Below are 12442 nucleotides of genomic sequence, written 5' to 3' on the forward strand. Positions count from 1 at the left end.
CGTGACCCGCGCGGGTTATGGGGCGAGTCGCTTGCGCAGGTACACCTCTTCGATGCCCCCGCCCTGATCCACCCGCTGCGTCTCGACGTAGCCGTTCCGCTCGTACAGGCGAATGTTGGCCTCGCTGAGGCTTCCGGTGAACAGTTCCGCCTCACGGGCGCCGCTGTGGGCCTCAGCAGCCTCCAGGAGCGCGCTGCCCACACCCTCGCCCTGCACGTCCGGCGCGATCGCGATGCGTCCGATGAGCAGCAGGTCACCGTCCATGCGCCCCCGGATGGCGCCCACGAGTCGCCCGTCGAGCCGGGCGACCCAGCCGTAGGCGTCGCGCAGCTCCGCCTGCAGCGCCTCGAGCGTCTGCGTGAGGGGCGGCATGTCGACCGACCCGTAGATCAGGGCCTCCGAGACGAACGCCGCGCGCTGGATCGTGAGCACTTCACCCGCGTCATCGATCGAGATGGGCGTGAGCTGCAGGCCGTCGCCGGTGCTCACTCGACGCTACTCGCACCACGTCCAGGGAGGTTCAGATCCTCCGGGTCGACGTCGACATCGCCGGTGTCATCGGGACCGCCGGTACCCGGCACCGTCCGGATGGCGTCGCGGTCGATGTCTTCGTCGATCGAGTCGGGCACCGGATCGGTCTGCTTCTGCTGTGTCTCGGTCTCGCTCGCCGGGCTGTACGTCATGTCTTTGCGCACCGCGTCGCTTGCGCTCAATGCGGAGCTGTCGGGCGCAGGAGGCATCTCATCGGTCTCGCCGGCCGCGAACCGGGCTTTGTCGTCGGCGTTCATGCTGGCAACGGTAGGAGCCGATGGGGTGTCGAGCGCTGGGGTTGACACGGTCGGAGGTGGCTGCACGAAGGAGCGGACCCCTTACGGGATGCTGTCAACCCCGAGGGTGGAATACGCGATGTCGAGTGTGATGGAGCACACGATCGCCGAGCAGTGAGGAGCACCCCATGGTCCAGATCATCGAGACCATCGACGTGGACGTCCCCGTCCGCACCGCCTACAACCAGTGGACCCAGTTCGAGAGCTTCCCGAAGTTCCTCGATGAGGTCGAGTCCATCACCCAGACCGATGACACCCACACGCACTGGAAGGTCAAGGTCGGAGGATTCGAGCGCGAGTTCGACGCCGAGATCACCGAGCAGCATCCCGACGAGCGTGTCGCGTGGACCAGCACCGGCGGAGACACCGAGCACGCCGGTGTCGTGACCTTCCACAAGCTCACCGACACGACGAGTCGTGTCACCGTGCAATTGGACTGGGAGCCCGAGGGGCTACTCGAGAAGCTCGGTTCGCTGGTCGGCGTCGGCGGGCACGCTGTCAAGAAGGACCTCAAGAACTTCAAGGAGTTCATCGAGAAGCAGGGCGGCCCGACCGGCGAATGGCGCAGCGACGTCGACGCGTAGAACGCCGGACGATCTCTGCGTGATGAGCGGGTGCGACCTGCTCATCACGCAGGTCCATCGCCCGGTCCGTCGGCTCCCCTTGCCAGGACCCGGTACCGTCTCGACGTTCGCTCTACGGGCGCCCCTGCCACGTCGAGGTCCTCACGACCGCGTCCCCTCGCCCGGCTCGGCGTAGGGATTCCCCGGCCGCACATCCGCGTCGGGAAGGATGTCGACGCGTGTGATGCCGTCGTGCTCGGTGATCTGGATGCGAGGGTCGGCGTCGCTCTCCACGGCGTTCGGCGCGGCCAACAGCTGATCGCGCCGCATCTGCTCCGGCGTCATCGCGTCGTCTGCGGGTACAGGTGGGGTCATGTCGCTCATGGTCGCGACGCTACGCATCGGCGCCGAGTCCGGTGACCCCATGGCTTCTCGCTGTCGGGCGTGGTAGACCGGGGCCGACATTCCGAAGGCGGGCGGATCGAAGGAGAAGGAGAAACCATGAGCGACGCGTCGACGGTGTCAGCGAGAACGGCGGCTGGTCGGTCGACGGTGGAACCCCGGACTGTGCGCGTAGAAGAGCAGGCTCATGCCGAGGGTCGTGAGGATGCCGGCGATGAGGACGGCTGGGCGCGCGTCGACGCCGGAGTACGCGAGCGCTGCCCCGGATGCTGACGGCACCCCAACTTCCGCGATGCTGATCGTGTAGCTCGCGACCGCATCCGGGCTCGTTCCGTTGCTCACGGTGATCTCGAAACTGTAGCTCCCCGGCGTGGTGGGTTGCCCCGACAGCAGGCCGGTCACGGTGTCGAGCGTGAGACCGGTGGGGAGTGCGCCGGATGAGACGGCGTACGTCGCCGCGGGTGTGCCCGTGGCGGTGATCGTGTGGGAGTAGACGGCGCCGGTGTCCCCATCGGGCGGTGGGCCGGAGGTCATCGTCGGGCTCGTGGAGACGGTCCCCGCCGCGCATCCGGTCGGGGCGGTGATGGTGTTCGTGTCGAGGGTGACCGCGCCGCTGCGGGCGAGGAGTCGGCCGGTGATGGTGGCGGCCGTGGCCGCGGTGATCGTCTGGGCTGCCATGACGGTACCCGTGAACTGCGCACCCGGGTCGAGAGTGGCGGAGGTGCCGACCTGCCAGAACACGTTGCAGGCGTTCGCTCCGCCGGTCACGGTGATGATCGCGCCCGAGCCGATGGTGAGCGTGGATGCGGCCTGGAAGACCCAGACGGACTCGGCGGTGCCGGCCAACGTCAGAGCACCGCTGAGCGACAGTGCTCCGCCGGAGTAGACGCCGGGAGTCAGTGACGCCCCAGTGAGATCGCCCAGACCGACCGCGATGGGTGTCAGGCTCGCCGCCACGTTGTACGCCGTGGTCAGATCCAGCTGCGCCTGCGCGGCGACGGTGTCCGTGACGTGCGGAACGCCGTTTACGATGCCGGGAGGGAATCCGGTGACGGACGATCCCGGACTCAGCCCGATATCGCCGTTCAAGATCGATGGACCGGTGTTCGTCACGGTCGATCCTGCGAGGACCGCATATGGGGCGGCCGTACCCAGGTCGACCGGCCCATCGATGGAAGTCGCCGCCCGGGCCGCGGTCGCCGGCGCGAGCAACAGGCAGGCGGCAAGCACCGCGAGGGATGCGCTTCTGACACGTACTGATACCTGGACCATGTTCGATCCCTTCAGATAGGGAGGAACAAAGGTCGTCGCGATGTCGACAGGATCTGCGCCTACCTAAGAAGTACCACGCGGATGTCTTCCAGAACGAGAACCGAAGCAACTGACAGCACAAACGAGACAATCGCGTTCCTGGACGAACGCAGCCGCGACGCAACGGAGGCGGGGCCGGGGGAAGGGCGGCTCGATGGGGAGGAGACGGAGGGGATTGAACCCGCGCGCGTGAGGTTTTGCCGCAGAGCACGCCAGGAACAGTGCAGAACTCTTCACCTCAGAACGCAAAGAGCCCGACCCCGCCGGTCATTCCGCGACGGACGGCGTCCGCTCGCACTGCCCGCAGCAGGTCTCGACGAGTGGGCGGGTCTGCACCTGCACGCTGAACCGTGATCGCTGCGGCAGCAGTGGCGTGGCGTCCAAGGGCAGCCAGCGCCTCGGCATCCGGTGTCAGCAACAGGTGGGGGTCGCGCAGGACGGCGTCGATCAATCCTGCTGAGAACGTGTCCCCCGCGCCGACCGTATCGCGCACCTGCACCCTTGCAGCCGGGACAGTCACCCGCCCTGAGGTTGAGCCGACGATGGCGCCGTCACCACCCATCGTCACGGCGACCACACCGGCGCCGATCGCCAGCAGCCGATCGACCACCGCATCGATTTCCCAGCCAGGGTAGAGCCACTCCGCGTCCTCGTCGCTCAGCTTGACGATGTCGGCGAGAGCTGCGAGCGCGTCCACTTGCATGACGGCGGAGAGGCGCTCACCGATGAGAGCCGGACGGATGTTGGGGTCGAAGGACACGACGGTGCCGTTCGGCGCATTCCGGATGGCGGCGAGCACCGCTTCGGCGCCGGGCCGGACGAACGCCGCGATCGACCCGACGTGGACGACCGGATTGCGCACGATCGGAACCTCGGGGAGAGTCCAGGTCACATCGAACTCGTATCGTGCTGACCCGTCCGCAGCGATGCGGGCGAGGGCCGTCGATGTGCGATCCAAACTCCACGACGCAGGATCGATCGCGACGCCCGCAGAACCCAGGTGGTCGGCGATTCGCCTGCCTCGCGGATCGTCGGCGATCGCGGTGAAGAGGCTCACTCGGTCGCCGAGCCGGCCGAGTGCCAGCGCAACATTGGCGGGTGATCCGCCTACGTGTTCGGTCTGCCTCCGACCGTCTGCGGGGACCACGATGTCGATGAGCGCTTCGCCGATGACGAGGACACCGTCATCCGACACCCCAGTCGCATCACTCCCTTGCGAGGTCACGACACGCCCTGACGCGTAAGGGGGTGCACGGTCATCTCCGACGCGTCACCGGCTCGCACGAGCAACGCTTCGCCGTGGGGCGCGACGGCCGACCCGAACAGCCCGCCACGGCTCGCGACCTCGAGGACCGGCCCGTCGACGATCACACGCACGTCACCCGAGACGGGAAACGAGTGCACGGCCTCGCCGATGCGGAGGGTCAGCTCCTCGGGGCTGCTGAGCTCAAGCGATGCCACGGCGTCCCCGCCAGAGGAGATGTTCAGGCCGGCGGTGTCGGGAGTCCAGGAGATGTCAGCGGCGAGACCGGATGCTTCGGGTGACCGGTAGCGCTCGATGTCCGGGTGCGGTGCGGCGACCAGCACGTCGTCCTCGACTGTCAGGACATAAGGGATGCTGTGCGCGCTCGCCCATCCGGCATCGAAGTCCGCGATGCCCCGCATCCAGAACATCAGACAGGGGCGATCCTGATCGTCGCGGAAGTAGGAGGGTGCGTAATAGCTGTCACCCCAGGTGAGCCGACCCCAGCGCTCGGCGACGAATCGGCCGTTCTGGTACACACCGATCGCGTAGCCGGCGTAGTGCAGCGCGTCGGCCTCCCAGACCGACGAGACCATGACGGCTCGCCCCTCGACGTCGATGATCTGAGGGCACTCCCAAAGAGCGCCCATCCATACGTCTGCGGTCTCGTTCGTGGAGCGTTCGAGCGCGACACCCTCGTACGCCCAGTTCTCGAGGTCGTCAGAGCGGTAGCTGAGCGCCATCGCCGTACCCGCCCTGTCACCCGCTCCCACGAACATGCGCCAGCCGTCGAGGTCCGACCGCAAGAACGGGTCGCGGTAGGCGACGAGATCGAGACCTGTCGGGGCGTCCACGACGAACTCGCCCTTGGTCCACGACATCCACTCGTCGTCATCGGGTGTCGCTACGCGGACCCGGCCGATCCCGATGTTCGGCTGCGAGGTCGAGGTGTAGAAGATGCGGGTGCCGCCGTCGACTCCGGTGACCAACGAGCCGGTCCAGATCCCACCGTCGCCCTCTCCTGGTGCGATCGCCACGGGCAGTTCCTCGAGCGAGAACAGATCGGTGCCACGGGCGTGACCCCAGTGACAGTCGGGCGCCCACGTCGTGCGCCCCGGCACGTACTGGAAGAAGGAGTCGTAGCCGCCGTCGCGGAAGGTGATGCCGTGGGGATCGTTGATCCAGCCCGACTGAGCGGTGAAATGGAACTGCGGGCGCATCGTCGATTCCTTCTCGATGGGGGTGGATTGTCCTAGTGAGGACGATGTTCCGAGCGCATACCCGGCCGCAGATCAGGCGATGGACGCGCGAAGGACCGGCGGGCAGGTGACCAGCGTCGACCCCCCAGCGGGGGCATCGATGCCGAGCAGGATGCGTACGCCCGCCGCGCCGAGTTCGTAGTGCGGCAGGGCGACCGTGGTCAGCGGAGGCCTCAGGTGGGCCGCGATCACATCCTGGTTGTCGAACCCGACGACCGCGATATCCTCCGGGATGCGCAGTCCGCGCTCGCGCAGCCCGTCGTACAGACCCATCGCGACCCGATCGTTGTGACAGAACACCGCGGTGGCTCTGGTGCGCACGATCTCTGCCGCGGCGCTGTAGCCCCCCTCCTGCTGAGGCTCGGCCTCGACCACGAGAGCCTCGTCGAAATCTATCCCGGCGGACGCGAGGGCGTCCCGATATCCGGCCAGTCGGTCGGTCCTCGCCGGGGACGGGCTCGTGGTGTTGATGAACGCGACGCGGCGGTGCCCTGCGTCAAGCAGGAGTTCGGTCGCCGTCCGTCCTCCCTGCCGCTCGTCGGGCACGACCGCCGGCAGGGCCGCATCCGCAGCGAAGCAATCCACCAACACGGTATCGGTCTGCTGAAGCATCGCCGGAACGACGATCTCTCGGTGATACCACGTGGAGTAGAGGATGCCGTGCACCTGGTGTTCGAGCATCATCGAGATGACGTCATCCTCCACCGCCGGATCGCCCTCGGTGTTGGCCACCAGCAGCACATAGCCGTGCTTCCACGCCTCGTCCTGCGCACCGTGGATGATCTGCCCGGCGAACGGAGTCGTCGCGATCGCGTCGGCCACAAGTCCGATGAAGCGCGACCCGCCCTGGGACAGCGTCTTGGCGAGCGCGTTCGGGCGGTAGCCGAGCTCGGCTACTGCGTCCTGCACGCGCCGCCGAGCGTCCTCGCCGATGCGTGCTCCAGCCTTGTCGTTCACGACGTGAGAGACAGTCGCCACTGAGACCCCGGCCGCCTTGGCGACATCGCGCATCGTGACGGCAGGTCCATTCGTGCCGCGCCCAGTCGAGCTCATCCCTTGGTGGCTCCGCTTTCCAGTCCGTTGATCATGGCCTTGTTGAGCACGAGGAAGACCAGCAGCAGGGGTGTCACCGTCACACACACGGCGGCGAACGTCGCTGTCCAGTCGGTGTTGCCCATCGCTCCGATGTAGTTTTGCAGGCCGAGCGGGATCGTCTTCAATCCATCGGAGAGAACGAACGTGTTCGCGAAGATGAAATCGTTCCAGATGAAGATGCTGTTCACCAGCACGACCGTGATGATCGTGTTGGCGGAGAGTGGGAAGGTGATCTGCGCGAAGATCCGGTACGGACCTGCGCCGTCCAGCGATGCAGCCTCGTACATCTCTCGAGGAATGTACTCGTAGAAGGATGAGAACAGGTAGATCGCCATCGGCAGTGAGAATGCGGCGAGAGGCACGATCATCGACAGGTGGGTGTCGAGAAGGCCGACCTGCGCATAGTCGATGAACAACGGCACGAGTGCGATCTGCACGGGCACGATGATCCCGAGCAGGAAGAGCGCCCGCACGAGGTTGCTGAAGCGGAATCCGAGCACCTGCAGTGCGTATGCCGCCATCATCCCGGCGATCACGATGAGCGCGCTCGCGCCGAGGGTGACGATCAGACTGTTGACGATGTTCAGCCAGAGGTTGCCCGTGGAGAACGCCCGCGCGTAGTTGTCGAGCGTGAACTCCGACGGGAAGGCGAAGGGGTTCCCTCCGGCGAAATCGGATGCCGTGCGGAAGCTCGTGAGGAACAGCCACAGCAGCGGGTACACCTGCACGATGACGATCAGGACGACGGTGACCGTCAGCAGCGTGCGCTGCACGCGAAGGCGATGCGTCCCCGCTCCGCGCGGTGGAGCCTCGGGGGTTCGGGCGCTGCCGGTCGCGATCGGGCGGTCCAGGACGGGAGCGGTCATGATTCGTTCCTCCGGCGAAGCAGCGCGATGATCAGGCCGACAGCGACGAGGCACTCGACCACGATGAAGACCGAGATGGCGCTGGCGTAGCCGTAATCTGTGTGGACGAAGGCCGTCTTGTACATGTAGGTGGTGAGCAGCTCGGAGGACTGACCGGGGCCGCCGTTGGTGAGCAGGTAGGGGATGTCGAAGCCGCGCAAGGCGAAAGTCGTCGCCATGATCGTCGTAGTGATCCACACAGGGCGGATATAGGGGAACCGGATCCGCCAGAAGGTCTGCCACCACGACGCACCGTCCAGTCGCGCCGCCTCTTCCAGTTCCTTCGGCACCGCGATCAACGCGGCGTAGATGATGAGCATGTAGAGGCCGGTGAATCGCCAGCCTTCGGGGATCGAGACGGCAGCCAGAACCGTCTGCACGTTCGAGAGCCATGCGGTCTGGAGGCCTTCCAGACCGACCCAGGCGAGCAACTGGTTGAGCAGTCCGACCGGCTCGAGCGAGTAGATCCGCACGAAGAGGAAGGCGATCGCGACAGTCGAGATGACCGCGGGCAGCAGATAGAGGGTCTTGACGAGCTCACGCGCCCGCGGCAGTGCCGTGAGCAGCCCCGCGACGGCGAGCGCGCCGCCCAACTGGAGGACGAGGCAGATCGCGAGGTAGCCGAGCGCGTTGCCGAAGGCCGTCCAGAACACGTCGTCGCGGGTGAACATCTTGACGTAGTTGTCGAACCCGACGAAGACCATGTCGGTGATGCCGTCCCACCGGAAGACGCTGAGGACGAGCGACTGCAGGATCGGCAGGAGGACCGCGACCCCGTAGAGCACGAGCGGCGGGACGAGGAAGACGACCACTGACAGCGCGGACCGACGCGGCAGCATCGACGACCTCATCGAGGGGCGGCGCCGAGGCGCGCGCGGACGGACCGCGCGCACCCCGGCTTCGGCGGTGTCAGTCACCGACGTTCTCCGCGAGAGCGGCATCCATCGTCTCGATGAATTCGTCCGGCGTGATGTCGCCCTGCACCAGCAGCGTGAGCTCCTGCTGCAGTCGCGTGTTGGTCGCAGGGTCCAGCTGCGTGTCCCACGGCATCGCGATCGCGGGCCCCACCTCCGCGGACTGTTCGACGGCGCGACCGTACAGCGGTGTGGCATTGTCGGGGATCACCGGGTCGACGCCGCTCGTGGGCGACAGCGCACCGGAGGCGGTGTACACCTCGGGGTAGCGCTCCAGAGCGAACGCGAGGAAGTCGCGCACGAGCGGGTCGTAGGTCTGGGCATTCACGGCCATGCCGATACCGGACGGAGTGACGTACTCGTTGTCGTCCGTGACGGCACCCTCGATGGTGGGCAGAGTGAAGTAGTCGACGTCGTCCCTGACACCGGCGTCGAGCGCGTCGGTGGCGAGGTTGCCGAGCTCCCACGTGCCGATGTTGTAGATAGCGGCCTTGCCGGACGTGAACAGAGCCTGCGCGTCGGCGTATCCGGTCGACGAGAAGCCCTCCTGGAAGCAGCCCGCCTGGCCGAGGCCGTACAGCCACTCGGCAGCGGCGCGACCGGCCTCATCGCCGAAGGATGCGTCGCCCGCCTTGAGCTTCTGGACGTACTCGGGGCCGGCGAGCCGGAACGGGTAGTACGCCATGTATCGCTCCAGCGGCCACTGGTCCTGACCATCCAGCGCGATCGGGGTGACACCCTTGGCGCGCAGCGCCTCGCACGTCGCAGCGAAGTCGTCGAGCGTCGCGGGGATCGGAACCCCGGCCTGCTCGAACAGCGCCGTGTTATACCAGAAGAATTCGAGCTGGAACTCGAACGGCACCATGTAGAGCGATCCGTCGTCGAAGCGCTGATAGTTCAGCGCCGCCTCACGGTACTCGTCTGCCAGCCCGAGGTCTTCCAGCAGCAGGTCCACGTCGACCATCTTCCCCTGGCCGGCGAGCTTCTGCGCGAACGGGGTCGCATCGGTGTCGAACAGCTCAGGCAGCTTGTTCGCCGCCGCCAGCGTCTCGTACTTCTGGATGTACGAGGGGCGGTCCGGCGTGGTGATCAGATTGAGTGCGAAGCCGGGGTGATCGGTGGCGTACTCGTCGGCGATCTGCTGCATCGCGGTGATGACGCCGCCGTCCGCGGGCCGGGAGAGCAGCCATGAGATCTCGCGTGGGGTGATCTCGCCGTCGGGATTGACGTCGGTCGGGTCGGCACCGCCCGACGACCCGGCGCATCCCGTCATGACGAGGGATGCGGCCAGAGCGAGGGCGGCGAGGGTCGCGGTGCGCTGTGGGATGTTCATTGCGTGATCTCCATTGATTGTGTCGCGGGCGGGTGAGGAACGGGAATCCGGGTGTCGGGTGTGCGGGTCATCTGCATCGGTGTCTTCAGGCGTCGGTGGTGGCGAACTCGTTCGCGGAACGCTCCACCGACGGGGAATCGAGTCGCGGCGATCGGACGGTGAACTCGGAGACGACGACTGACCCTTCGCCGACGAATGCGCCGACCCGACCGCTCGGGCGGTCGTACAGTCGCGTGCTCAGCACGACGGAGTCATCGAGGGTCGCCACGCAGAGGTCGCCGTCGACGATGACTTCGAGAGTGTGCACGCCGGGCTCGATGCGGGCGGGGCGCTCTAGTTCGACGAAGTGCGGCACGTCTCCCGAGATCTGCCACTGCTCCGAGCCGGTGCCGCGGCGCGGCCAGCGGTCGAACACCAGGCGCCCGCGGCCTGGCTCGAGACGCAGGACGTACCCTTCGTCGCCATCGTCGCTCGCACGGAGGAGGACGCCGCACTCCGTCGTCCCGACCGAGATATCGAGTCGAGCTCGGAGGAGGAACGAGGGCGGCGCGACGACGGGGACCACCGCATCCGCGTATCCGTCAGGCGCGGACAGGACCGTGCCGCCCGCGAGTCCGGGCTCGGGCAGGTCGAAGGTGCCGGCGAACTCCCGCGGCGGGTGGAACCGCAGCGTGCCATCCGCACGCTGTTCCGCCTCCAGCACCGAAAGCGTGCCCGCCCACTGCCAGGCACCGTCGTCGATGGCCCCGTCGCGCGACGCGATCCACCCGAAGAAGAAGCGACGTCCGTCGCGTGCGGCGGACTTCGCGGCGTAGTACGCGCGGCCGTCGAGCGAGTCGTGCGGTGGCACGAGCCACGGGCCGTGAAGGCTGCGCGCCATGCGGTAGCGGGTCGTGAAGGACTCGCTGAACTCCGAGTAGACGAGGTACCACCACCCGTTCCACTCGAACACCTCGGGGCACTCGTGTGCGATGTACCGGCGCGGGTCCCAGAACGGCGCCGCGGGCGTCCAGGAACGCAGATCGGCGGATGTGCACTGCGCGATCACGCCGCGACGCCGGTCGGGCCCCTTCGCGTGGCGGGCGGTGATCAGCATCCGCCAAACCCCGCCTTCGGCATCCCAGAAGACGAAGGGATCACGCCAGTCGGCCGTCTCGTAGCCGGCCGTCGCGCCGAACGTGTCGTCCGGATGACGCTCCCACGAACGCATGCCATCGTCGCTGGTGGCATGCATGACCAGCTGAAGCGCTCGTCCGTCAACGCCACGGCGATCGGGATTCTGACCCGTGTAGAAGGCGTGGTGGACCCCATCGGAGTCCAGGACGATGCTCCCCGTGTAGATGTTGAAATCCGCAGCATCCGAGCCTCCGGACGCGATCGCGGAGCCGGTGCCTGTGAAGTGGACAAGGTCATCGCTCACGAGCCTGTGCCACGGCATCCCCTCCTTCGGGGTGCGACGGGACTCGTACAGGTAGAAGAGGTGGAAGACCCCGTCCTCCTGCCACGGGATGACATCTCCCACCCACGCGCCCTCTGGGCGATAGAAGCCTCGCTGATCCATGAACACCTCGTCGTTGACTGTTCCCACCGGATGGTTAACCGGTTATTCATGAACGTAGCAGAACGGGCGAGTCATGGTCAAGCGGTTAACCATTGGCGGTGCAGGCGCCCTCGAGCGACGGCATCACAGCGCTCTCATCGAGTCACAGATCCGCGACGTCTTGCGGATCTCGCGTCTCGAACTGATCATCCCGCTGCATCCAATCTCGCGGGATTGTTCGCAGCTGTGTTCCCACCGGCGCGGACGCGGAGCCTTTCCGGGTCGCCCGGTATGCCTCGTCAACGCCAGTGGTATCTCCGGCGACTAGAAAGCCGGCGTGGCTCTGGCGAGCAGGAAGGGCGTGACGGTCAAGGTGAGCCGCTCAGCGAACGCGCGGGAATCGACGCGGCGAGCAGGAGCTGCGTGATCGGGGAGCCCGATGCTCAGGTGGCGTGTTGCTACGGCCTCGACCACATCCCCCGCCCACTCAAGGTCGTCAGTTGTAACCGCGACATCGAAGCGGCGACACACAACGCCGAGCGCTTCAGTGAACGTGCGCTGTGCGAGGAAACCTGAGGCGTTGCCGCGTCCTGCAGTAGCCGGGTACTCGTCGGCCGCGCGGATGATAGCGCGCAGCAACGTCGCCTCGCGAGTGAGAATCGCCAGTCGCGCATCGACCAGAAGAGCGACGGCGTCGGTTATCGTGGCGCCCTTTTGGGCAATCTTCTGCAACGACGTCGTCGTCTCGGCATCGATGCGATCGAGCTCTCGCGACGAGACGGCTAGCAGCAAGGATTCTTTGCTGCCGACGCGGCCGTAGATCGTGCCGACTGCAACACCCGCGAGGGCGCTGACCTCGGCGATGGTGAAACCCATCGCTCCGCGCTGCACGAGGAGCGCGACCGCGGCGTCCAGCACTCGTTCAAGCGACGCGCGGCTGCGCTCCTGTGTCGCCGGAGGCAGCGACGCCTCTGTCGACTTCTCCGCCCCTCGGGACTTCATAGCACCTTGCCCTTTCGCTGCTCCAAAGATAGCGTGGGTCGATACGAA

Annotated in this window: 13 protein-coding genes; 1 reads left to right on the forward strand and 12 read right to left on the reverse strand. The window is 66.7% G+C overall.

What is annotated here, in order from left to right; genetic code table 11:
* Positions 1-15 precede the first annotated feature (15 nt).
* Together ACTIFV_RS15865 and ACTIFV_RS15870 are read right to left on the reverse strand one after the other, a co-directional pair.
* Positions 16-489 carry a GNAT family N-acetyltransferase gene (locus ACTIFV_RS15865; RefSeq protein WP_439593766.1) on the reverse strand — a complete coding sequence of 158 codons (474 nt, stop codon included), beginning with the start codon at positions 487-489 and terminating at the stop codon, positions 16-18.
* Positions 486-788, reverse strand: a complete 303-nt coding sequence (locus tag ACTIFV_RS15870) for a hypothetical protein (protein WP_439593767.1) — start codon at positions 786-788, stop codon at positions 486-488. Before ACTIFV_RS15870 ends, ACTIFV_RS15865 begins: the two co-directional genes overlap by 4 nt.
* Before the next feature lie 167 nt (positions 789-955).
* On the opposite strand from ACTIFV_RS15870, the gene ACTIFV_RS15875 reads away from it, so the two are divergent.
* Complete coding sequence (locus tag ACTIFV_RS15875; protein ID WP_439593768.1) at positions 956-1411, forward strand: SRPBCC family protein; 456 nt, start codon at positions 956-958, stop codon at positions 1409-1411.
* 141 nt (positions 1412-1552) lie between these two features.
* Here the strand turns inward: ACTIFV_RS15875 and ACTIFV_RS15880 are convergent, their stop codons facing one another.
* The 10 genes from ACTIFV_RS15880 to ACTIFV_RS15925 form a co-directional block, all read right to left on the reverse strand.
* Positions 1553-1774 (reverse strand): hypothetical protein, encoded by a 222-nt coding sequence (locus tag ACTIFV_RS15880; protein ID WP_439593769.1) that lies wholly within the window; start codon positions 1772-1774, stop codon positions 1553-1555.
* Positions 1775-1912: 138 nt separating this feature from the next.
* Positions 1913-3064 carry an ice-binding family protein gene (locus ACTIFV_RS15885; RefSeq protein WP_439593770.1) on the reverse strand — a complete coding sequence of 384 codons (1152 nt, stop codon included), beginning with the start codon at positions 3062-3064 and terminating at the stop codon, positions 1913-1915.
* A 277-nt stretch (positions 3065-3341) separates the two neighbouring features.
* Positions 3342-4328 carry a carbohydrate kinase family protein gene (locus ACTIFV_RS15890; RefSeq protein ID WP_439593771.1) on the reverse strand — a complete coding sequence of 329 codons (987 nt, stop codon included), beginning with the start codon at positions 4326-4328 and terminating at the stop codon, positions 3342-3344.
* On the reverse strand, positions 4325-5566 hold the full coding sequence (locus ACTIFV_RS15895; protein WP_439593772.1) for a glycoside hydrolase family 32 protein: 1242 nt from the start codon (positions 5564-5566) through the stop codon (positions 4325-4327). The genes ACTIFV_RS15890 and ACTIFV_RS15895 overlap by 4 nt, the downstream gene beginning before the upstream one ends.
* Positions 5567-5638: 72 nt before the next feature.
* Positions 5639-6658 (reverse strand): LacI family DNA-binding transcriptional regulator, encoded by a 1020-nt coding sequence (locus tag ACTIFV_RS15900; RefSeq protein WP_439593773.1) that lies wholly within the window; start codon positions 6656-6658, stop codon positions 5639-5641.
* Positions 6655-7566: a carbohydrate ABC transporter permease gene (locus ACTIFV_RS15905; RefSeq protein ID WP_439593774.1), complete on the reverse strand. Its 912-nt coding sequence runs from the start codon at positions 7564-7566 to the stop codon at positions 6655-6657. The genes ACTIFV_RS15900 and ACTIFV_RS15905 overlap by 4 nt, the downstream gene beginning before the upstream one ends.
* Positions 7563-8444: a carbohydrate ABC transporter permease gene (locus ACTIFV_RS15910; RefSeq protein WP_439593828.1), complete on the reverse strand. Its 882-nt coding sequence runs from the start codon at positions 8442-8444 to the stop codon at positions 7563-7565. Before ACTIFV_RS15910 ends, ACTIFV_RS15905 begins: the two co-directional genes overlap by 4 nt.
* A gap of 70 nt (positions 8445-8514) precedes the next feature.
* On the reverse strand, positions 8515-9852 hold the full coding sequence (locus ACTIFV_RS15915; protein WP_439593775.1) for an ABC transporter substrate-binding protein: 1338 nt from the start codon (positions 9850-9852) through the stop codon (positions 8515-8517).
* 85 nt (positions 9853-9937) lie between these two features.
* Positions 9938-11413 (reverse strand): family 43 glycosylhydrolase, encoded by a 1476-nt coding sequence (locus ACTIFV_RS15920; RefSeq protein WP_439593776.1) that lies wholly within the window; start codon positions 11411-11413, stop codon positions 9938-9940.
* Between the two features lie 303 nt (positions 11414-11716).
* Entirely contained in the window at positions 11717-12394 is a 678-nt protein-coding gene (locus ACTIFV_RS15925) for a TetR/AcrR family transcriptional regulator (RefSeq protein ID WP_439593777.1), read from the reverse strand.
* Between the last annotated feature and the right edge of the window lie 48 nt (positions 12395-12442).

The sequence above is a fragment of the Microbacterium sp. genome (assembly GCF_051860965.1).
Classification (GTDB): Bacteria; Actinomycetota; Actinomycetes; order Actinomycetales; family Microbacteriaceae; genus Microbacterium.

What these genes read in the sequence shown, in the direction of transcription:
- ACTIFV_RS15870 (WP_439593767.1), bottom strand. Translation starts at nt 788, where the DNA reads ATGAACGCCGACGACAAAGCCCGGTTCGCGGCCGGCGAGACCGATGAG.
- ACTIFV_RS15875 (WP_439593768.1), top strand. Translation starts at nt 956, where the DNA reads ATGGTCCAGATCATCGAGACCATCGACGTGGACGTCCCCGTCCGCACC.
- ACTIFV_RS15880 (WP_439593769.1), bottom strand. Translation starts at nt 1,774, where the DNA reads ATGAGCGACATGACCCCACCTGTACCCGCAGACGACGCGATGACGCCG.
- ACTIFV_RS15885 (WP_439593770.1), bottom strand. Translation starts at nt 3,064, where the DNA reads ATGGTCCAGGTATCAGTACGTGTCAGAAGCGCATCCCTCGCGGTGCTT.
- ACTIFV_RS15895 (WP_439593772.1), bottom strand. Translation starts at nt 5,566, where the DNA reads ATGCGCCCGCAGTTCCATTTCACCGCTCAGTCGGGCTGGATCAACGAT.
- ACTIFV_RS15900 (WP_439593773.1), bottom strand. Translation starts at nt 6,658, where the DNA reads ATGAGCTCGACTGGGCGCGGCACGAATGGACCTGCCGTCACGATGCGC.
- ACTIFV_RS15905 (WP_439593774.1), bottom strand. Translation starts at nt 7,566, where the DNA reads ATGACCGCTCCCGTCCTGGACCGCCCGATCGCGACCGGCAGCGCCCGA.
- ACTIFV_RS15910 (WP_439593828.1), bottom strand. Translation starts at nt 8,444, where the DNA reads ATGCTGCCGCGTCGGTCCGCGCTGTCAGTGGTCGTCTTCCTCGTCCCG.
- ACTIFV_RS15915 (WP_439593775.1), bottom strand. Translation starts at nt 9,852, where the DNA reads ATGAACATCCCACAGCGCACCGCGACCCTCGCCGCCCTCGCTCTGGCC.
- ACTIFV_RS15920 (WP_439593776.1), bottom strand. Translation starts at nt 11,413, where the DNA reads ATGGATCAGCGAGGCTTCTATCGCCCAGAGGGCGCGTGGGTGGGAGAT.
- ACTIFV_RS15925 (WP_439593777.1), bottom strand. Translation starts at nt 12,394, where the DNA reads ATGAAGTCCCGAGGGGCGGAGAAGTCGACAGAGGCGTCGCTGCCTCCG.